Below are 20,597 nucleotides of genomic sequence, written 5' to 3' on the forward strand. Positions count from 1 at the left end.
TCAGCCCACCAGTTCGTAGGCCGGGGTGGTGAGGAAGTCTGTGTAGTCCTCGGACAGGCAGATGTCGCCGATCAGCTGGCTGGCCGGCTGGTAGTAGAGGCGGAAAGCTTCGTCGCCGAATTCGGTCCGGAGCCGTTCCGTTTCCTCGCCCAGGACCCGCTCCACGAGTTCGCGGGTGACGGTGTTTCCGGTGTCTGCCAGGACGGACTTGTTGCGGATCTGCTGCCACACCTGCGAGCGGGAGATTTCCGCGGTGGCGGCGTCCTCCATCAGGTTGTGGATGGCCACCGCGCCGTTGCCGGAGAGCCACACCGCGGTGTAGGCGACGGCGACGTACAGGTTCAGGCGCAGGCCCGCCTCGGTGACCTGGCCGTCCGCGGAAGCGATGTCCAGGAGCTGATCGGCGGTGACGGAAACTTCCGGGCGCTGCTTGTCCAGCTGGTTGGGGCGGCCGCCGTTTTCCGGGTCGCCGAGCACGCCGTCGAACACCTCGCGGCAGGTGGGGACCAGGTCCGGGTGGGCCACCCAGGAACCGTCGAACCCGTCGTTGGCCTCACGGGTCTTGTCCGCGCGGACCTTGGCGAAGGCGGCCTCGGTGACCTCAGGGTGGCGGCGGTTGGGGATCACAGCAGCCATGCCGCCCATGGCGAACGCCCCGCGCTGGTGGCAGGTCTTGACCAGAAGCTCGGTATAGGCGCGCATGAACGGAGCCGTCATGACCACGGACGCGCGGTCCGGGAGCACAAATTCCTCGCCGGCGTCGCGGAAGTACTTGATGATGCTGAACAGGTAGTCCCAGCGTCCGGCGTTCAGTCCGGAGGCGTGGTCCCGCAGCTCGTAGAGGATCTCGTCCATCTCGAACGCGGCCGGGATGGTTTCGATCAGGACGGTGGCGCGGATGCTGCCCTGGTCCAGGCCCAGGAAGTCCTGGGCGAACACGAAGACCTCGTTCCAGAGGCGGGCCTCGAGATGGCTCTCCATCTTCGGCAGGTAGTAGTACGGGCCCTGGCCGTTGAGGACCAGCTGCTTGGCCACGTGAAAGAAGTGCAGGCCGAAGTCAACCAGCGCACCCACGGCGGGTTCGCCGTCGATCAGCAGGTGCTTTTCCGGCAGGTGCCAGCCGCGCGGACGGGCCACGACGACGGCGAGCGGCGCGTCGGTGCGGAGCGTATATTCCTTGCCTTCGGTGGAGGTGTAGCTCAGGGTTCCCTTGGCGGCGTCGCGCAGGTTCAGGATGGCGTCGATGACGTTGGCCCAGGTGGGGGTGCTGGCGTCCTCGAGGTCAGCCAGCCACACCTTGGCGCCGGAGTTCAGGGCGTTGATGGCCATCTTGGCGGGGCTGGCGGGGCCGGTCATTTCCACCCGGCGGTCCTGCAGTGCTGCCGGGGCCGGCGCTACCTGCCAGTCGCCGTCGCGTATGTCCTGGGTTTCCGGCAGGAAATCCAGCCTGCCGGTGTCGGCGACCTTCTGCCGCTTGACGCCGCGGGCTTCAAGAAGTTCGTTGCGGCTCGGGGCAAACCGGAGGTGGAGTTCCTCCAGGAACGCCAGGGCCTTCGGGGTAAGGATTTCCTCCGCACGTTCGATCGGCCGGGGGTTTGTGACAGTGATAGCCATTTCTGGTCCTTTCCTTGTGCTGGAAGTGGGGCGGTCAGTCGTTGGCCAGGACGGTGACGGGTGTTGCGGCTGCCGCTACGGCGGCGGCCACATCAGCGGCGACGTGGGGATCAAACACGCTCGGTATAATGTAGCTGGCATTAAGCTCGTCGTCAGCTACCCGGTTGGCGATCGCGTCGGCGGCGGCCACCAGCATCTCCGGCGTGATGTCCGACGCCCCGGCGTCCAGCAGCCCCCGGAAGAAGCCCGGGAAGGCAAGGACATTGTTGATCTGGTTGGGGAAGTCGCTGCGGCCCGTGGCCACCACCGCGGCGTGTTTGGCGGCGACAACCGGGTCGATTTCCGGTGTTGGGTTGGCCATGGCGAACACGATGGCGTTATCGGCCATGGACGCGACTTGCTCTTCGCCGATCACGTGCGGGGCGCTGACGCCGATGAACACGTCGGCACCGGCCATGGCTTCGTGCAGGGTGCCCGAGAAGCCTTCCTCGTTGGTGTTCCGCGCGATCCAGGTGCGGTGCTCGTCGTCGTACTGCTGGCCGGAGTGGATAGCACCGGAGCGGCCCGCGGCGACGATGTGCTCCGCGCCCTGGGCCTTAAGGAGCTGGATGATGGCTGAGCCGGCGGCCCCGACGCCGGAAACCACAATGCGGACCTCGGAGAGCTTTTTGTCCACCACGCGCAGCGCGTTGACCAGGGCGGCGAGGGTGACGATTGCGGTGCCGTGCTGGTCGTCGTGGAAGACCGGGATGTCGAGTTCCTCGCGGAGGCGGTTCTCGATCTCGAAGCAGCGCGGGGCTGCGATGTCTTCGAGGTTCACGCCGCCGTAGACCGGGGCGAGGGCCTTGACGATCATGATGATTTCTTCAGTGTCCTGGGTATCCAGGCAGACCGGCCAGGCGTCCACGTTGGCGAATTGCTTGAAGAGGGCGGCTTTGCCTTCCATGACCGGCAGGGCTGCTGCGGGGCCGATGTTGCCAAGGCCCAGCACTGCGGAACCGTCGGTGACGACGGCGATTGTGTTGCGCTTGACGGTGAGGTTGCGGGCAGCTGCCGGGTCCTCGGCGATGGCGAGGCAGACGCGGGCGACGCCGGGTGTGTAGGCGCGGGAGAGATCGTCGCGGTTGCGCAGGGCTACCTTGGGGACGACTTCGAGCTTGCCGCCGAGGTGCATCAGGAAGGTGCGGTCGGAAACGTGCTGGACCGTAACGCCGTCGAGCGCGTTCAGTGAATCCTTGATGCGGTCCGCGTGCGCCTCGTCGGTGGTGTTGCAGGTGACGTCTACAACAAGGGTGTTGTGATGGGACTCGGTCACGTCCAGTGCGGTAACGGCCGCACCGGCGGCAGCGACGGCTGCGGCCAGTTCGCTGGTTGCGGTAAAGCTGGACGGCGCGGCGACGCGCAGGGTGATCGAATTTCCGGGGCTCGGGTTCGCCATTGAATTTCCTCCTCGTACAGGCCCAGTCCGGGCCACGTCTCAATCGAATGTTTTCGTATTATGGATATTATTATCTGCAAAGTGGAAAAGCAACTACTTGTCAGTCAACTTTGGCGGCATCGCCTGCGGGCGGGTGGTGCTGTACCTTAAGAGCTCTAAGCAACGCTTTTCACGATGTGGATAAGAGTTGTCAGAATCTGAGCCACTAGGAGACAACGGAATGGCCGAAAAAGCCTCCGGAGGCGTGCAGTCCGTTGAGCGCGTCTTCGAACTGCTGGAACTCATCACCGATGCCGGCGGAGAGGTGACTCTCAGCGAGCTCTCCTCCTCCACTGAGTTGCCGCTCCCCACCATCCACCGGCTGCTGCGCACCCTGGTTACCCTGGGCTACATCCGCCAGCTGCCCAACCGCCGGTATGCCTTGGGCCCCCGGCTCATCCGGCTCGGCGAAGGCGCCAACAAACAGCTGGGCGCCGTGGCCCGGCCGCAGCTCAAGACGCTGGTGGACCGGCTGGGGGAGACTTCCAATATGGCGGTGCTCGATTCTGACATGGTCATATACGTGGCCCAGGTGCCTTCCTTGCACTCCATGCGCATGTTCACCGAGGTGGGGCGCCGAGCCCACACCCATGACACCGGCGTGGGCAAGGCGATCCTCGCCCAGCTCGACGATGACATGGTCCGCGGCATGGTCTCCCGGACCGGGATGCCGACGCCCACCGCCAAGAGCATTGGCGACATCGAGTCCCTGCTGGCCGACCTGGGCCGCATCCGGGAACGCGGCTACTCCATCGATGAGGAGGAACAGGAGCTGGGTGTGCGCTGCTTTGCCATGGCCGTTCCCAACGCTCCCACTCCTACCGCCATTTCCGTGTCCGGGCCGGTGTCCCGCGTGGACCAGTCATTTGCCGAGCGTGCCGTGCCCATGCTGCGCGAGGCCGCCCAGGCCATCTCGGACGAGCTCAACCGCAACTGACACCCCCCGCTGGAGTTTTTGTCCAGCTATGCGGCCCACTAAGCCCTTTTCGGCGGCTTATCTGGACAAAAACTTTGGTGCCGTTGACGACGGCGGCCCCTCCTTCCTGGAGCGGGCCGCCGTCGTCGTACGTCATCTCGTGCGGTGAGTTAGTGCTCCGACGCCTTTTCGGATGACTGGACCGGGACTTCCTTCCCGTCGCAGTCGATCAGCTTGCCGTCCTCGTAACGGTCGCCGTGGGACAGGCATTTGAGGTCCTCTTCCCGGACGACGCGTCCGGTCCCGGCCACAAACACCGACTGGTTCTCCGAATTGCCGGCTTTCAGGTGGTTGAAGAGCAGGTTCAGCAGGATGGCCATAACGGCTGCCGAGCTGATGCCGGAGTGGAAAATGGTGCCGAACCAGGCAGGGAACTTGTCGTAGAACGTGGGGGAGGCGATCGGGATCATCCCGAAACCGATCGAGGCGGCCACAATGATCAGGTTCATGTTGTTCTTGTACTCCACCTTGGCCAAAGTCCTGATGCCGCTGGCAGCCACGGTTCCGAACAGGACGATGCCCGCGCCGCCCAGGACGGCGGTAGGCACTGCGGCGACCACCCGGCCCAGGACCGGCAGCAGGCCCAGCAGCACCAGGATCACGCCGCCGGCGGCAACAACATACCGGCTCTTGATCTTGGTGACGGCCACCAGGCCCACGTTTTGTGCGAAGGCGCTCTGGGTAAACGAACCAAAGACCGGTGCCACCAGGCTGGAGACCATGTCGGCGCGCAGGCCTGCTGCGATCCGCTTGGAGTCCGTCCGGGTTCCCACGATTTCACCGACGGCCAAGATGTCGGCCATGGTTTCGGTCAGGATCACCAGTACCACAATCACCATGGAGATGATGGCGGCAATCTCGAATGTGGGGGCGCCAAGGTGGAACGGGGTGGGGAAAGCGACGATGGGACCCTCGCTCACCTTGGCGAAGTTCGCCATGCCCGTGATGACGGCGATGATGGTGCCCACCACCATGGCCAGGAGGATGGAGAGGCGGGAAATGGTGGCGTTGCCCAGCTTGCTCAGCAGCAGCACCAGGGCCAGGGTGACGGCGGCCAGCCCGATGTTGGCCATGCTGCCGTAGTCCTCGGCCTTGCGGTTGCCGCCCATGGCCCAGTTTGCCGCGACCGGCATCAGGGTCAGCCCAATGGTGGTGATGACTGTTCCGGTGACCACGGGAGGGAAGAAGCGCACAATCTTGGAGAACACCGGGGCGATCAGCAGCCCGATGGCGGCGGAGACGATCACCGCGCCGAACACGGCAGGCAACCCGCCGCCGCCGGTGACGATGGCGACCATTGTTGCCACGCTGGCAAATGACACACCCTGCACGAGGGGCAGCTGCGAACCGAAGAACGGGATGCCGATGGTCTGGAGCAGGGTGGCCAGGCCACCCATGAAGAGAGCCGCGGCGATCAGTACGCCGACGTCGGCGGGTGAGAGGCCGGCTGCCTGGCCGACAATCAGGGGAACGGCAATGATGCCGCCGTACATGGTCAGGACGTGCTGGAAGCCGTAGGCGAAGCTACTGCCGACGGAGAGGCGCTGGTCTTCCGGGCGCCCCGATCCCTTATGGCCTTTGCCGGCAACTGCCGAGGCCGAATTCTTTTTGCTTTTCATGGCAGACTTTCTGGTTCATGGCAGACGTCTTCGTCTGGCTAACGTGTCTGGCTATGGATCTTTGGGAATGTTGCTGCCCGGCCGCGGAGTTTTTGGGCAGATACAGCGGATTTAGAGGCCCTGAAGCCGCTGTAAGTGGACAAAAACTCCGAGGCGGGGCGGGATGGGCCGGTGGCTAGGATCAGCAGAAGCCGGCGATGCCCATCCAGGCGTTTTCGGCACCCGCGGCGTCCTCACGGAGGACGGTGGCTTCGATCAGGCCGTACGGGCGGTCGGCCGCAAAGAAGACCTCATTGGGGTTATCGAGGCCGAACGGCGAGAGGTCCACCAGGAAGTGGTGCTTGTTGGGCATGGAGAACTTGATCTCATCAATCTCCGGGTGTGCTTCCAGGACCTTGGTTCCCATGTCGAAGAGGGTCTGCTGCAGGGCATGGGAGTAGTTTTCGGTGAAGCCTTCGAGCAGGAGGCTCTTGACGTCGTCGTAGTTCTTGTTGAAGTCGAACGAGCTGAAATCCGTGCCCGTCCTGAACCGCCAGCGGGCGGCGACGTCAGTGGCCAGGATGCGCTCCGTGGTCTCCTGGAGGGTGGTGTACTTGTCCTTTGGGTACGCGGCGAAGCCCGACTCCGTGGACTTCAGGACGGTCAGGTCCTTGAGGCCCGAGATCAGGTGTTCCGTGGCGCCGTCCCGGACCAGCACCGCAGTGCGGACTTCCTGGCCGTTGCGGACGAAGCTGTGGTCGTGCTCAGCGCCGTGTGCCTGGATCCGGTTCCAGCTGTAGGACTCGGCTTCCCAGCGGCCCCCGTCCACCCATTCGAAGCTGGACGTGAAGTGCTCGCCGAGGCGCAGCAGGAAAGCTTCGGGGGAGCCGACGCCTTCACGAGCGAAGGCGTAGACGGTGTTCTTCTGGGTGTCCGTGGGTACCACATGGCTGTTGTCGCCGTCGAGGTGCGCTGCTTCGAAGTCGCCGCGCAGCTGTGAGGTGACATTCAGGTCTTCGATCTGGTGGCGTTCGGTGTCGCGGGTGATCTTGACGACCCGGACCTCCGCTTTGCCGAACTGGTTGCTGCCGAGGATGATTTTGCTGCTCATGGTCAGATTTCCCAACTTCCGGTATGTGGGACCAGAGTCCCGCATAGAAATTAAGCGCGTGTTTCCCACGCGTTCTCGTTCCGTCGACCCAACAAAAAATGAGCCGACATCGATTGATGTCAGCTCATTACGACCCTGCCTGCTGCTCCCAGGTTTCGTGACGTACGCCACGATGTAGGAGCCAGCGTAGCTCAGACTATGGGGTGTTGTACATCACTAGTCCTATTTTGCGATTGTGACCGCTGCGCCCCTTCGCTGCACCTGGCCCCTATTGACGCCTCTCACCCGCCAATCGTATGATTTCATATAGCAGAAAAGAAGTTCCACAAGGTGGAATTAGGTAGGCTAGTGAAAGAACCAGCGGCCTCAGAGGAGGATCAGATGTACCAGCAGGACAACACGCCGGTTGCACCGGTGAATACGGCTGCACCGTCAGTCCAGGAGTTCTACTTCCCCCGCGGGGGTGGCACGGATCCGGATTTCAGCATCCCTGCCGAGCAAGACCGGCAGGACGGCGGCTTTCTCCATTGGCTCCGCGCGCTTCCTGTTTTTGGCCGGTAGGGCCGGCGTCAGGACCCTGGGCCTCCCGGCCACTCCTTGCCGGTCCACGGGTCATAATCGGCAATGAGCTCCTCCTGCGGCGGACGCTCCGCTTCGGGAACGTGCTGAAGGTTCACCCGAACCCGGTACCAGAGCGAGCTCGAGCCGCGCATTCCATCGACCATCACATCGGCCGGGTGCAGGGCGGGAACGACGTGCGTATGCCGGGACTTCCACTCCTCGAGCGCCGCCAGTGCCTCGGGCTTGGTCTTGGTCCGCGCCACCTCGATAAGCGGCATCACCGACTGCCGGCGGCCCGAGCCGTCACCCCCACGTGGTGCCTTCTCGGCGGGGCCGAGCTGGGCAGCCAGGGCGAGGAGCCCATCAAGGGCGCCGGCGGCGTTGTCGATGCCGGTATGCGGATCGCCAATCTCCGCGAAACGTCCGGGCACCGTGCGCACCGTGAATTGTTCCGGCCGCGCCGACCGGACCTCGTCCCAGGTGAGCGGCGTCGAGACCCGGGCGTCGGGGAGGGCTCGGACCGAGTATGCCGATGCCACGGTGCGGTCCTTGGCATTCTGGTTGAAGTCGACGAACACACTCTCCCCGCGCTCCTCCTTCCACCACCGCGCGGTGGCAAGGCCCGGCGCGCGGTTCTCGACCTCGCGGGCGAGGGTTTCGGCGGCGAGCCGCACGTCGCGGTAGGACCACTGCGGCGCGATGCGCACCAGGATGTGGAGGCCGCGCGACCCGCTGGTCTTCGGCCACCCCACCAGCCCAACGTCGTCGAGCACCTCCCGCGCGACATGCGCGACGTCGACAATCTGGGACCAGTCGACCCCCGGCATCGGATCGAGGTCCACCCGGAGCTCGTCGGGGTGCTCGAGATCCTCCGCGCGGACGGGATGGGGGTTCAGGTCCAGGCAGCCAAGATTCACCACCCATGCCAGGCCTGCACTGTCCCGGATGACGGCCTCTTCTGCGGACGTCCCGGAAGCGTAGTGCAGGGTGGCCGTGTCGATGAAGTTAGGGTGGCTCTCGGGTACGCGCTTCTGGAAAAACGGCTCAGCGTCGATGCCTTTCGGGAAGCGCTTGAGCACCATGGGCCGGCCGCCGGCACCGCGCAGGGCGCCATCCGCGACGGCGAGGTAGTAGCGCACCAGGTCCAGCTTGGTCAGCCCTGGCTCGGGGAACACCACCTTGTCCGGACTCGAGATGCGGACCTCCGCGCCGTCGATGGTGAGGATCTCGGCCGGGGTCTTCGACGGGCTCATGCCGCCACGCTAGCAACGATCGGATATGGCGGCCAGAGCAAAATCGCTCTTTGAGGCGGGTGCCTTAGGGTCCGGCGGCGTAGGGTCCGGTGTCTTTGAGGCCGGCGCCTTAGGGTCCGGCGGCGTGGGGTCCGGCGCCTTAGGGTCCGGGTGGGATGAACAGGGTGTGATGAACCGGAAACCTAGATTTCACATTGCGAAATTTTATTTCCGGAAAGGTATGGCGTGGCCCACATTCCGGTGCTAGTCTCGATCTTGCCAAAGGCGGGCACCCGGCCACCGGGAAAGCTATCTACCAGGCGCAACTTAACCTTCACAGCACATGCTGAAGCCTGGTAACCGTCGCACCTGGTCCCCTTGGGGCCTGCAACAGGCTACCGGCTTCCCAGCAAAGGGAGTCGCATCATGAGTACAACCGTCACGGCCGAACAGTTTCTGGCCAGATCCATCCGGCTGGCAACGGCCAACGTCCTGAACAGCGGAGGCCCTTTCGGGGCCATGATCGTCACGGCTGATGGCCAGGCGTTCGACGGCGTCAACCGCGTCACCGCCGACAACGATCCCACAGCCCACGCCGAGGTCACCGCCATCCGCACGGCCTGCCGGGAACTCGGCACCTTCGACCTCAGCGGCGCCGTCCTCTACACCAGCTGCGAACCATGCCCCATGTGCCTGGCCTCCGCACTCTGGGCCAGGGTTGAGCGGGTGGTCTTCGCCGCGGACCGCCACGACGCAGCCTCCGTCGGATTCGACGACGCCGTCTTCTATGAATACTTTGAGAACCAGGACAGGGATTCCCTGATGCCGGTCTCCAAACTGGAACTCGGCGATGCCCAGGCGCCCGCCCCGCTGGAGCCGTTCAACACCTGGAACGCGCTCGAATCCAGGATCGACTACTAGGGCCGGTGGCTGAGATGACCATCCTGGATCAATCGCACGAGGAGCATTCGGCTCCACGGCCCCGCATCACCACGGCACTCACCACTCCTGCGCCCGGCACCCCCAAGCCCCCGGCACCGGAAAACGTACTGGACCGCTTCTTCCACATCACCAAACGCGGCTCAACGATTGCCCGCGAGTTCCGCGGCGGCCTGGTCACGTTCTTCACCATGGCGTACATCGTCATCCTCAACCCGCTGATCCTGGGCGGGTTCAGCGCAGACAACGCACCCACCGACGTCGCCGGCGGCTGGCTCTCCGCCGCCCAGGTGGGCGCCGTCACCGGCCTCACCGCCGGCGTGATGACCATCCTTTTCGGGCTCGTGGCCAACCTGCCGTTCGGACTCGCCGCAGGGCTGGGCATCAACTCGTTCCTGGCCGTTTCCGTCATCCAGGAAGTCACTTGGCCCGAGGCCATGGGCCTGGTGGTCATCAACGGCATCCTGATCGTCCTCTTCGGCGTTACCGGAGCGCGGACGGCTATCTTCCGGGCAGTTCCGAAGGAGCTCAAGGCCGCCATCACGGTGGGCATAGGCCTTTTCATAGCCTTCATCGGCTTCGTGGACTCCGGCTTCGTGCGGCCGACGGCGGGCGGCCCGCCCGTGCAGCTGGGCGACGGCGGCTCCATCACCTCCATCCCCACCCTGCTGTTCGTCGTCGGACTGCTCGCGATGGGAATCCTCGTGGCACGCAAGGTCCAGGGCGGCCTGCTGATCGGCATCGTCGCCACCACCGTACTGTCCGCCGTCGTCGAAGCATTCATGACGATCGGCCCGGCCAGCGCCACCAACCCCGGCGGCTGGCACCTGAACACCCCGGTCCTGTCCGGGCAGCTGGTCTCCGCCCCGGACCTGGGCCTAATGGGGCAGTTCGACATGTTCGGCGCGTTCGGCCGGATCGGCGGACTCGCCGCCACCATGCTGGTGTTCACCCTGGTGTTCACCAACTTCTTCGACGCCATGGGCACCATGACCGGGCTGGCCAAGAGCGCCGGCGTCGCCCACAAGGACGGCACCTTCCCGCGGCTCAAGTCCGCCTTCATCGTGGAAGGCTTCGGCGCCGTTGCGGGCGGGGCCACCTCCGGCTCGTCCAACACGGTGTACATCGACTCCGCGGCCGGGATCGGCGAAGGCGCCCGCACCGGCCTGGCCTCCGTGGTCACCGGCGTGCTGTTCCTGGGTTCAATGTTCCTCACGCCGCTCACCAGCGTGGTCCCGATCGAGGTTGCCGCCGCCGCCCTGGTGGTGGTGGGAGCGATGATGATGGCGCAGATCCGTGAGATCAAATTCAGCAAGTTCTCCGTGGCCCTGCCGGCATTCCTCACCATTGTCACCATGCCGCTGAGCTACTCGATCGCCAACGGGATCGGCGTGGGCTTCGTCAGCTGGGCCATCATCGGTGCAGCGTCGGGGAAGGCGAAGAAGATCCATCCGCTGATGTGGGTGGTCAGCGCCGGCTTCCTGGTGTACTTCGCCCGCGGCCCGATCAACGCGCTGCTAGGCGGCTGACGGGGACCGCGACAGTCGGCATCCCCACAGCGCGCACCGCGACAGCCCGCGCCGCTGCTTCCGGAACCACAGCTGAGGAACGACAATATGGACACCACCGCCACGCGGCAGAAGGAGCACCGACATGCTTGACCTGATCCCTTCACTCCGCAGCTGGGCGTCCACTCTTGCCGGCGGCCGGTTCGCCGTGGCCACCATTGTGGCGGCCACGGGCTCGTCCCCGCGGCCGGTGGGAACGTCCATGCTGGTGTCCGAATCGGGCGCTGTTTTGGGCAGCCTCTCCGGCGGCTGCGTGGAGGGCGCCGTGGTGGCGCTGGCCCTGGACGCAATGGACGACGGCGGCGCCCGCCTTGAGGCGTTCGGTTACAGCGCCGCCGATGCGTTCGCCGCCGGCCTCACCTGTGGGGGAGAGCTCGACATCCACATCCAGCCCGTTCCGTTGGACAGTTCGGCGCACTGGCCGGCCGGGAGCGACATAGCTAGCGACGCCGGGACTGAGGCCTGTGTCGGAGCGCTGCGCGCGGCGCTCCTGCAGCTGGCGGACGTGGGGCCGGGCGAACCCGTGGCCCTGGTGCGTCGGCTGGATGGCGGCGGGAGCACCGCCATCGTCATCCCGGATCCGGCCACCTTCCTGGTGGCAGAAGCTCCAGAGCTGAAGGCACTGTTGGGTTTTGCGGGGACAACTGATGTGGACGAGGGCGGCCGGAACTACGCCTTACCGGCGCAACTTGGGTCTCTCCTCCGGGCCGGTGGAACGGGCCTGGTGCAGCTGGGTGCGCCGGCTATGTGCCCCGCCGGTCCGGACGCGACGCCGAGGTCAGGCGCAACAGAACCTGTGACCCTCCTAGTGGAATCCCGGCTGGCCCCGCCGCGCATGCTGGTCGTTGGAGCCAACGACTTCGGCGCGGCAATCATTCCGGCCGGGCAGCTCCTTGGTTACCACGTGACCCTGGTGGATGCCCGGCAGGCGTTCGCGTCCCAGGCCCGGTTCGCCGGCGCCGATCGGGTGGTCCTGGAGTGGCCGCACCGTTACCTGGGGGCTGAGGCCGCGGCCGGTCGCGTCGACCAGCGCACGGTGGTTTGCGTCCTGACCCACGACCCCAAGTTCGACATCCCGCTGCTGGAAACCGCGCTGGCCCTGGACGTTGCCTACGTTGGTGCCATAGGGTCGCGCCGCAGCCACCTCCAGCGGGTGGATAACCTCCTGGACGCCGGAGTCCCGCCGGAGCGGATCGCACACCTGCATTCACCCATCGGGCTGGACCTCGGCGCGGTGACCCCGGCCGAGGTCGCCGTGTCCGTCACGGCCGAAGTCATCGCGTCCCGCCGCCTGGCCGCGTCCTGCACGCCGCTGCGGGACACCACCGGCCCCATCCACCACGACACGTACACCGCGCAGGCAACACGTCGCGAACCGGTACCGGCCTTCGTCAGCCACCAGGAGATCGCATGGACATGAACACCATCGAGGCAGTGGTCCCCACTACGGACCCAGCAGACTGGCGCGACGGCGACGCCTGGCTCGCCGGCGGCACCGTGCTGTTTTCCTACGGCAGCTACGCCTTCGGGCCCGAACCGCTCAAGCGCCTGCTGGACCTGGGCTCGGCCGGCTGGACACCCGTCACCGTCACGGACGCCGGGATCGAACTGGCGGCCACCTGCACCATCGCCGACCTTTATGACGTCCCCGCCTCGGCGGCAGCGGCAGGCCGGAGCTGGCCCGGCCTGGACCTGGTCCGGCCCTGCTGTGATTCCTTTGTGGCTTCCTTCAAGGTCTGGAACATGTCCACGGTGGGCGGCAACCTCTGCACGTCGCTGCCCGCCGGACCGGTCATCTCTCTTTGCGCAGGACTCGACGGCGTGGCGACCATCTTCGGTCCGGGCGGTGCCAGCCGCAGCGTGCCGGTGGCCGACTTCATTACTGGCGACGCGACGAACTGCCTGGCACCCGGCGAGCTGCTGCGCAGTGTCCACCTGCCGGCGTCGGCCCTTTCCTCCCGGGTGGCGTTCCGCCGCCTGTCGCTGAGCAATCTGGGCCGCTCGGGGGTGCTGCTGATCGGAAGGCTCGACGGCGGGACCTCATTGGTCCTTACGGTCACCGCGGCGACCAAACGGCCCGTGCAGCTGCGCTTTGACGCGCTGCCGGACGCCGGCGAACTGGCCGCGGCCCTCGAAGGCACTATTTCCGACGACCTCTACCACAACGACATCCACGGGCTGCCGGCCTGGCGGCGGGACATGACCTACCGCCTCGTGGAGGAGATCCGCGCCGAGTTGCTGGACGAACAGTTCACGGTTTCCGGCGACTTCTGGACCGGTTCATCCGGGCGGCCCCACGCCGGCTCGGCGCAGCCCAGCGCGCAACCCCAGCCCACCACACCGCAGCCAAAGGGGGCCTGACCATGGCCATCGAGATCAACGGAACCGCCGCGGACACCGCGCCGCGGCCCGGGCAGTGCCTGCGTACCTTCCTGCGGGAGCAGGGCAACTTGGGCGTGAAGAAGGGCTGCGACGGCGGCGACTGCGGAGCATGCACTGTGCACGTGGATGGCACCGCGGTGCACAGCTGCATCTATCCGGCCGTCCGGGCTGAGGGGCACGCCGTTACCACCATCGAAGGGCTGGCCGCAACAGCCGGACGGGACAGCGCCGCGGCCGCCGGAACTGACCTGCACCCGGTCCAAGTGCAGTTTATGGAACGCCAGGGCTTCCAGTGCGGCTTCTGCACGGCCGGCATGCTGATGACGGCGGCCACCTTCACCGACGAGCAGAAGGAGAACCTGCCCCGGAACCTCAAGGGCAACCTTTGCCGCTGTACCGGTTACAGTGCCATCGCGGACGCCGTGTGTGGGGGCGCCAGGCACCACGACCCGAAAGGGCACGGTTCCGGGATCGCCGGGGAAGGCCAGGCGGATCCGCAGCCCGGACAGTTGGGCGACGACGTCCCGGCCCCCGCCAGCCGCGCCGTGGTCACCGGGACAGCCCGCTACACGCTCGATGTGCCGGCAGACGAGCTGCAGGGCCTGCTCCACCTGAAACTACTGCGCTCGCCGCACGCCCACGCCCGCATCGTGTCCATCAGAACCGTGGAAGCGCTGAAAGTTCCCGGCGTCGTGGCAGTCTTCACGCACCTCGACGCGCCGGGCCAGCTGTTCTCCACCGCGCAGCACGAGCTGTACACCGACGACCCGGATGACACCCGGGTGCTGGATGACGTGGTGCGCTTCATCGGGCAGCGGGTTGCCGCCGTCGTCGCCGAATCGGTGGCCGCCGCGGAAGCGGGCGTGCTGGCGCTGCAGGTCCAGTACCAGGAATTGCGGGCTGTGTTCACCCCGCAGGACGCCATCCACCCCGGTGCCCCTCAGGTGCACGGCGACAAGGACAGCCAAACGGCGCGGATTGCACGGCCGGAGCAGAACGTGGTGGCCGAGCTGCACTCCGAACTGGGCAGCGTGGAAGCGGGCTTCGCGGCGGCCAGCTTTATCCATGAACAGACTTACCAGACCCAGCGCGTCCAGCACTTCGCATTGGAGACCCACGCGGCGATCGCGTCCGTGGACAGTGACGGCCGGCTCCAGGTCCGCACCTCGAGCCAGGTCCCGTTCCTGGTCCGCCGCACGCTGTGCCGGGTCTTCGGGCTGCCGGAGGACCAGGTACGCGTGGTGGCCGGCCGGGTGGGCGGAGGGTTCGGCGGCAAGCAGGAAGTGCTGACGGAGGACATCGTGGCGCTCGCGGCCCTGAAACTGCGGCGCCCGGTCCAGCTCGAACTGACCCGGACGGAGCAGTTCACCGCCACCACCACCCGGCACCCTTTCACCATCAAACTCAAGGCCGGTGCCAGTGCGGACGGGCAGCTGACTGCCCTGAGGCTGGAGGTCCTCACCAACACCGGTGCCTACGGCAACCACGCCCCCGGCGTGATGTTCCACGGCTGCGGCGAGTCGCTGGGTGTGTACAAGTGCGCCAACAAGAAGGTGGACGCCCAAGCGGTGTACACCAACACCGTTCCCTCAGGTGCCTTCCGTGGGTATGGGCTGAGCCAGACGATCTTCGCGATCGAATCCGCCATGGACGAGCTCGCCGTGGGGATCGGCATGGACCCGCTGGAGTTCCGCCGCCGGAACATGGTCCGCGAAGGCGACCACATGCTCTCCACCCACTCCGAGCCCGAAGCGGACGTCGAGTACGGCAGCTATGGCCTGGATCAGTGCCTGAACCTGGTCCGCGATGCCCTGGACCGGGGTGCCGAGCGGTACCGCGCGGCGGGGCTGGACGATCTTGGCCCGGAGTGGGCCACCGGCGAGGGCACGGCGCTGTCCATGATCGATACGGTGCCGCCACGGGGCCACTTTGCCCATTCGAAGCTCCGGCTCCTGGCCGACGGAACGTACCAGGCCGACGTCGGGACCGCCGAGTTCGGCAACGGCACCACCACGGTGCACGCCCAGCTCGCCGCCACCGCGCTGTCCACGGACGCCTCGCGGGTTGCGGTCCGGCAGTCCGATACCGACCTGATCGAACACGACACCGGTGCGTTCGGATCGGCGGGCACGGTGGTGGCCGGGAAGGCGACGCTCGCCGCCGCAGAGGAACTGGCCGTCCATATCCGGGCGTTCGCCGCCGGAATCCGGCAGGTCCAGTCCGCCGGCTGCGTGCTCGACGGCGACACGGTGGTGTGCGAAGGAATGCCCGTGCCGCTGGCTGAACTGGCGCACGCCGCCGCGGAAGCTGGCGTCGAACTTGCCGCTGAGGGGCGCTGGGGAGGCACGCCGCGGTCGGTGGCCTTCAACGTGCACGGCTTCCGCGTTGCGGTGAACAGCGGCACGGGTGAGCTGCGGATCCTGCAGAGTGTCCAGGCCGCTGATGCCGGCGTGGTGGTCAACCCGCGGCAATGCCGTGGCCAGATCGAAGGCGGCATCGCGCAGGCGCTGGGCGCCGCGCTGTACGAGGAAGTGGTGGTGGACGCCGCCGGCCGGGTCACCACGGACATCTTGCGCCAGTACCACGTCCCGACTTTCGCCGACGTGCCCCGGAGTGAGGTGTACTTCGCTGACACCAACGACAAGCTGGGCCCGCTCGGCGCGAAATCCATGAGCGAAAGCCCGTTCAATCCGGTGGCACCCGCCCTGGCCAACGCCATCCGGGATGCCACCGGTGTCCGGTTTGCGTCGCTGCCGATCGCCCGGGACAGGATCTACCTGGCCCTGAAGGAAGCCGGCATGGTCCCCTTCGTCTAAACCAACCCCGCGTCGTGAGCGAAGCAACCGTTTGTAACCCCGTTCGCGTGGTTCGCGGCGGCCCCGGCCGGAGACTGTCATAGGCTGGCCGATATCCGCTGCAGAAACTCACGCTGCGCGCGGACGCAACCCTTCGAAAGGCACCCACATGACTGACTCCCGCCGGCCCGCAGACTCCAGGGTGGCCGTCGTGACCGGGGCAGGTTCCGGAATTGGCAGGGCGGTGGCGCGGCTCATGCTGGCCGAGGGATACCGCGTGGTGTTGGCCGGCCGCCGTGAGGCCCCGCTGCTCGAGTCCGCGGCCGGGCACCGCCAGGCGCTGACGGTGGCCTGCGACGTCACAGTGCCCGACGACGTTGAGCGCCTTTTCGCCGCGGCTCTCGGGACATGGGGGCGGGTGGACGTCCTGTTCAACAACGCAGGCGTGTTCGGTCCGGCGGCATCGGTGGATGAAATCTCCGTGGCCGACTGGAATGCGGTGGTGGCGGTGAACCTTACCGGCTCCATGCTGTGCGCCGCCGCGGCCGTCCGGGCCATGAAATCCCAGGAGCCGCAGGGTGGGCGGATCATCAACAACGGGTCCATTGCGGCCCACTCGCCGCGGCCGCGCACGGTGGCCTACACGGTGACCAAGCACGCCATGACGGGGCTGACCAAGAGCATCGAACTGGATGGCCGGGGCTTCGGCATCACCTGCGGCCAGATCGACATTGGCAATACGGCCACGGACATCATGAGCACCATCGGCGTGGACTCCGGTGCCCTGCAGGCCGACGGCAGCCGCAGGGTGGAGCCGACTTTTCCGGTGCAGGACGCCGCCCGGGCGGTTCTGCTGATGGCGGGCATGCCGGCGTCGGCCAGTGTCGGCTCGGTGGTCATTACCGCCGCGGGGATGCCGTTCGTCGGCCGCGGCTAAACCAACGCGGGGTCAGATACGGCCCATCCCGCGGTGTTTTTTGGGCGGTATCTGACCCCGCGTTGCAGCTTCGAGGAGGTGCAGGTCGCCGGGGGAGTCAACGTCCCCGCCGCCGGAGAGGTCGCTGCAATCCACGAGATCGATCAGGTCGGGATGGGCCTGGAGAAAGAAACGTGCCCCGGCGTCCCCCGTTGCCGTTCCAGCGGCTTCAGCGCGGAGGCTGGAATCCAGGAGCAGCGGATGTCCCCGCCAGAGCTTTCCGTCGGATCCACGATAGGCGGCGGCTGTCACGCGCCCGGGCCGGTGCAATGCCAACAAACGGGCGACAATTTCAGCGGTCAGCCCCGGCTGGTCCACCAGCGCGATGAGCACATGGTCTTCCGGCGGCGCCGCCGTCACGCCGGCCCGGAACGAGCTGCCCATGCCGCCGGCCCAGTCCGCGTTTTCGATGACCCGGCAGCGGCTCAGATCAGTGGCGGCGCGGACCGTTGCCGCGTCCGCGCCAAGCACAACCACCACTCCCCGGCAGCCGCCGGCTAGCAGCACCTCCGCCAAGACTTCAACGAGCGTGCGGCCGCGGAAGCCAAGCAGCGCTTTGGGCCCGAGACCCAGCCGCGTCCCAGCACCCGCAGCGAGCAGCACCGCCGTCGTGCGTTCGGTGTCCAGGCCAGCCATCGCCCCAGACTATCCAGCTGGAAGAGAATTGACGGCAGTGTTTCGGGCGAACATCGCCGTCAACTGTCGTCTTGATGAGTGGGTTAGGCGCCGGGGGAGTGTCAGAAAGGCCGGTTTAGCTGCCGCGGTACGTGGAGTACGCGAACGGGCTCAGGAGGAGCGGCACGTGATAGTGGGCCTCAGACTCCACCACGCCGAACGTGAGTGTCACCTCCGGGAAGAACGTTTCGGTGCCACTGGCCGCGAAGTACTTGCCCGTGTCGAAGGCCAGGCGGTAGGTCCCCGAGGGCAGCCTGTCCGGTCCTAGTTCCTTGATGCGGCCATCCTGATCGGTGTTTCCTTCGGCGATCCGGACCCACCGCTCGCCGTCGAGCACGCTGAGGATGACCGGGACGTCCGCCGCCGGCTTTCCGGAGCCTGTATCAAGGACATGGGTGGTGACATGGGAGGTGCTCATTCGGCGATCAGCCCTTCGAGTCGGAGCACTGCGATTTCCCGCAGTTGCTGGTCAATGATTAATTGTTCTTCTTCGGGGGTGTGGGCCAGCCGGGCATTGAGGGCGCCCAGGATCTCTTCACGGGTGCGGCCGGCGGCGCGGATCAGGAAGACCTGCCCGAATTTCTCGTCGTAGGCCCGGTTGCCTTCCGCCAGTGCCTGCGCGACGGCGGCATCGGCCACGCCCAATCCGGCCTGTTCCGACTGCGATAGCTTGGCTTCAGCGCTGTCGCCCCGTGCCCGCTCGCCGATCCGCGGATGGTGGGCGAGGGCAGCGTCAACCTCTGCAAGGGTGAAGGGGTTCGCCGCGTCGCGGCCCGCCGCCAGGAGAGCTTCAAGGCTGGAATAGGGCCGCGCGTCGGCGAGCTCGTCGATCCAGCGTTGGACGTCCAGGCATGGACGCAGGAAATCGGCGGCCTCCTCGCGGCCGGCCGCATTGAACTGTTCAAGATGCACTAGACAGGTCCTCGTGTTTTGATGCTGGCATCCACGGTGTCAGCTATGCGGATGGTTGATTCCGCATCGTGGAACTTTTATTTCAGCATATGCAAAAGTCAACCGCACGCGCCCTAGTGATGTCAACTGACGGCGACGGGACTATGGGTCGCCTGCGTTACGATTCCGCAGCCCAGGAATAGTCAGACCCGCCGCGTCTCAATATGCCCAAATCCGTATTTATACCAGACCACCGAGAGTACTCTGTTCAAGCACTACGGAACGCGGCCGGAACAGGCAGCGCCGATCCTGTTGATGGCCTCCGACGACGCCAGTTACATCACCGGCACCGTACTTCCGGCGGGCGGCAGCGACCAGGGCTAGAGCCGCAAAACAAGAGCGCACGACGCCGAAAGGTCCCGGCGTCGTCCGGTCCCACTTTGGTGGGTGCTGCTATTGAGGCACCGCGACGGCCCGGGCAGCCGCCACGCCCACACTCCACTCGTATACGGGAGTGGTGCCGTTGATCCGGAAATCGCCCACGCTGCGTTCCTTATAGATGGTGGGGTTGTGCGCGCTGACGGTGCGCGCGTTGCGCCAGTGCCGGTCCAGGTTCAGTCCTCGGTCCACGGCGGACGCACCGCCGACTTCGAACATCCTGGTGGTTGCCTCCAACACGAGGTCAGCCACCACGATCTGGGCCTGCTGGGCATCAAGTTCGGCTTTTGTCAGTGCCCGGTAAGTTGTTTGCTCGTCGTGCTGGGCCATTGTTGCGAGTGCGTGCTCGAGGCTGGCGACGGCGGCGAGGACTGTGTGTTTGGCGGCGAAGGCCAGGCTTGATACGCGGCCCACTACCTGCTGGACCATGGCGTCGTCCCGGGGTAAGTCTGCCAGGCCGTGGCTGAAGGAGCGCTTGCGTCCGCGGACGTACTCGCTGGCGTCGAGGACGGCAGCCTCTGCAATGCCCGCCAGGCAGGACAGCAGGATCAGCTGGAACTGGGCGGTCATAAACGTTTCGCTTGCTCCGCCGAAGCGCAGGAAATTCCGGGAAATAACCGGTACGTCCTTGAAGCGGGTGGTTCCGCTGGCCGTGAGCCGCTGGCCAAACCCGTTCCAGTCGTCCAGGCGCTCCACGCCCGGATGGTCTGCTGCCACCACGGCGTACACGCATGCTTCGTCCCTGTACCCCGCCGCCACCGCAATGTAATCGGCGTACAGCGTGCCCGTGCTGTAGAACTTCTCTCCGTTGAGCACGGCCCCGCCCTCCCCGTCCGTGATGCGCGTGCGGAAGCCGCCGCTGAAGCCCGCGCCGGGTTCCGTGACGCCGTTCCCGAAGATCTTCCCGCGGCCGGCCTCTGCCAGGTACCACTCGGTCAGCTCACCTTGGGGTTCGGCCAGATGAAATTCGATCAGCGAAATGTGGGACCGGAGCGCCTGCGGGAGGTTGGGGTCGGCGGCGGACAGGCGAATCAGCAGCTCATAGAACTCAGGCAACCGGATGCCGGATCCGCCGTATTCCGCAGGAACACGCAGGGCCGTGAAGCCGCTGTCCCGCAGCCAGCCGATCTGCTCGAAAGGCAGCGTCCTCGTTTGTTCCCGTTCTGCGGCGCCAGCGGCAATACGATCGAAAATCGGCTGGAACTTCTGGTGCAGGCTATCCATGGCTGGTTCTTTCGGCTCTGGCGGGACGGAGGTGTCGCCCGTCCACCGTAGGGTGCGCACCTGCGCGATCCCGAAGTCTTGTGACGTAAAGCGTCACCCGGTTACGGACTTTGTCATCGTTTTCGACACAGCCGCCGGCA

General features: G+C 66.1%; 17 protein-coding genes. 8 read left to right on the forward strand and 9 right to left on the reverse strand.

Annotation, left to right across the window (positions count from 1 at the left end; all coding sequences use genetic code 11):
* Positions 1-1,614: a malate synthase A gene (gene aceB, locus ABIB45_RS18080; RefSeq protein ID WP_354217230.1), complete on the reverse strand. Its 1,614-nt coding sequence runs from the start codon at positions 1,612-1,614 to the stop codon at positions 1-3.
* A 34-nt stretch (positions 1,615-1,648) separates the two neighbouring features.
* On the reverse strand, positions 1,649-3,052 hold the full coding sequence (locus ABIB45_RS18085) for an NAD-dependent malic enzyme (RefSeq protein WP_354217231.1): 1,404 nt from the start codon (positions 3,050-3,052) through the stop codon (positions 1,649-1,651).
* A gap of 220 nt (positions 3,053-3,272) precedes the next feature.
* Here ABIB45_RS18085 and ABIB45_RS18090 point away from each other — a divergent pair, with 220 nt between their 5' ends.
* A complete protein-coding gene (locus ABIB45_RS18090) occupies positions 3,273-4,028 on the forward strand; it encodes an IclR family transcriptional regulator (RefSeq protein ID WP_354217232.1) in 756 nt (251 codons plus the stop codon).
* A gap of 149 nt (positions 4,029-4,177) precedes the next feature.
* On the opposite strand, the gene ABIB45_RS18095 is transcribed toward ABIB45_RS18090, so the two are convergent.
* Entirely contained in the window at positions 4,178-5,686 is a 1,509-nt protein-coding gene (locus tag ABIB45_RS18095; RefSeq protein ID WP_354217233.1) for a nucleobase:cation symporter-2 family protein, read from the reverse strand.
* 181 nt (positions 5,687-5,867) lie between these two features.
* A complete protein-coding gene (gene pucL, locus ABIB45_RS18100) occupies positions 5,868-6,776 on the reverse strand; it encodes a factor-independent urate hydroxylase (protein ID WP_354217234.1) in 909 nt (302 codons plus the stop codon).
* 348 nt (positions 6,777-7,124) lie between these two features.
* Between pucL and ABIB45_RS18105 the strand changes: the two genes are divergently transcribed.
* Positions 7,125-7,337, forward strand: a complete 213-nt coding sequence (locus tag ABIB45_RS18105) for a hypothetical protein (RefSeq protein WP_502914545.1) — start codon at positions 7,125-7,127, stop codon at positions 7,335-7,337.
* A gap of 8 nt (positions 7,338-7,345) precedes the next feature.
* Here ABIB45_RS18105 and ligD read toward each other — a convergent pair whose 3' ends face one another.
* Entirely contained in the window at positions 7,346-8,590 is a 1,245-nt protein-coding gene (gene ligD, locus ABIB45_RS18110) for a non-homologous end-joining DNA ligase (RefSeq protein ID WP_354217235.1), read from the reverse strand.
* Positions 8,591-8,995: 405 nt separating this feature from the next.
* Between ligD and ABIB45_RS18115 the strand changes: the two genes are divergently transcribed.
* The 6 genes from ABIB45_RS18115 (at position 8,996) to ABIB45_RS18140 (ending at position 17,190) form a co-directional block, all read left to right on the forward strand.
* Positions 8,996-9,490: a nucleoside deaminase gene (locus ABIB45_RS18115; protein ID WP_354217236.1), complete on the forward strand. Its 495-nt coding sequence runs from the start codon at positions 8,996-8,998 to the stop codon at positions 9,488-9,490.
* Positions 9,491-9,504: 14 nt separating this feature from the next.
* The gene (locus ABIB45_RS18120) at positions 9,505-11,037 is read left to right on the forward strand and encodes an NCS2 family permease (protein WP_354217237.1); all 1,533 of its coding nucleotides are present in this window, start codon (positions 9,505-9,507) and stop codon (positions 11,035-11,037) included.
* 124 nt (positions 11,038-11,161) lie between these two features.
* Positions 11,162-12,496 (forward strand): XdhC family protein, encoded by a 1,335-nt coding sequence (locus ABIB45_RS18125; protein ID WP_354217238.1) that lies wholly within the window; start codon positions 11,162-11,164, stop codon positions 12,494-12,496.
* The gene (locus tag ABIB45_RS18130) at positions 12,487-13,437 is read left to right on the forward strand and encodes an FAD binding domain-containing protein (RefSeq protein ID WP_354217239.1); all 951 of its coding nucleotides are present in this window, start codon (positions 12,487-12,489) and stop codon (positions 13,435-13,437) included. The genes ABIB45_RS18125 and ABIB45_RS18130 overlap by 10 nt, the downstream gene beginning before the upstream one ends.
* A gap of 2 nt (positions 13,438-13,439) precedes the next feature.
* Positions 13,440-16,274 carry a molybdopterin-dependent oxidoreductase gene (locus ABIB45_RS18135; RefSeq protein WP_354217240.1) on the forward strand — a complete coding sequence of 945 codons (2,835 nt, stop codon included), beginning with the start codon at positions 13,440-13,442 and terminating at the stop codon, positions 16,272-16,274.
* A gap of 148 nt (positions 16,275-16,422) precedes the next feature.
* The gene (locus tag ABIB45_RS18140) at positions 16,423-17,190 is read left to right on the forward strand and encodes an SDR family oxidoreductase (protein WP_354217241.1); all 768 of its coding nucleotides are present in this window, start codon (positions 16,423-16,425) and stop codon (positions 17,188-17,190) included.
* A gap of 12 nt (positions 17,191-17,202) precedes the next feature.
* Here the strand turns inward: ABIB45_RS18140 and nboR are convergent, their stop codons facing one another.
* The 4 genes from nboR to ABIB45_RS18160 all read right to left on the reverse strand — a co-directional run bounded on the left by nboR (position 17,203) and on the right by ABIB45_RS18160 (position 20,457).
* Entirely contained in the window at positions 17,203-17,865 is a 663-nt protein-coding gene (gene nboR / locus ABIB45_RS18145; protein WP_354217242.1) for a nicotine blue oxidoreductase, read from the reverse strand.
* A gap of 115 nt (positions 17,866-17,980) precedes the next feature.
* Complete coding sequence (gene uraH, locus ABIB45_RS18150) at positions 17,981-18,322, reverse strand: hydroxyisourate hydrolase (protein WP_354217243.1); 342 nt, start codon at positions 18,320-18,322, stop codon at positions 17,981-17,983.
* Positions 18,319-18,816 carry a 2-oxo-4-hydroxy-4-carboxy-5-ureidoimidazoline decarboxylase gene (gene uraD, locus ABIB45_RS18155; RefSeq protein WP_354217244.1) on the reverse strand — a complete coding sequence of 166 codons (498 nt, stop codon included), beginning with the start codon at positions 18,814-18,816 and terminating at the stop codon, positions 18,319-18,321. Before uraD ends, uraH begins: the two co-directional genes overlap by 4 nt.
* A 432-nt stretch (positions 18,817-19,248) precedes the next feature.
* A complete protein-coding gene (locus ABIB45_RS18160; RefSeq protein WP_354217245.1) occupies positions 19,249-20,457 on the reverse strand; it encodes an acyl-CoA dehydrogenase family protein in 1,209 nt (402 codons plus the stop codon).
* Between the last annotated feature and the right edge of the window lie 140 nt (positions 20,458-20,597).

Origin of the sequence: Arthrobacter sp. UYCo732, from assembly GCF_040547265.1 — a bacterium.
Taxonomy (GTDB): Bacteria; Actinomycetota; Actinomycetes; order Actinomycetales; family Micrococcaceae; genus Arthrobacter.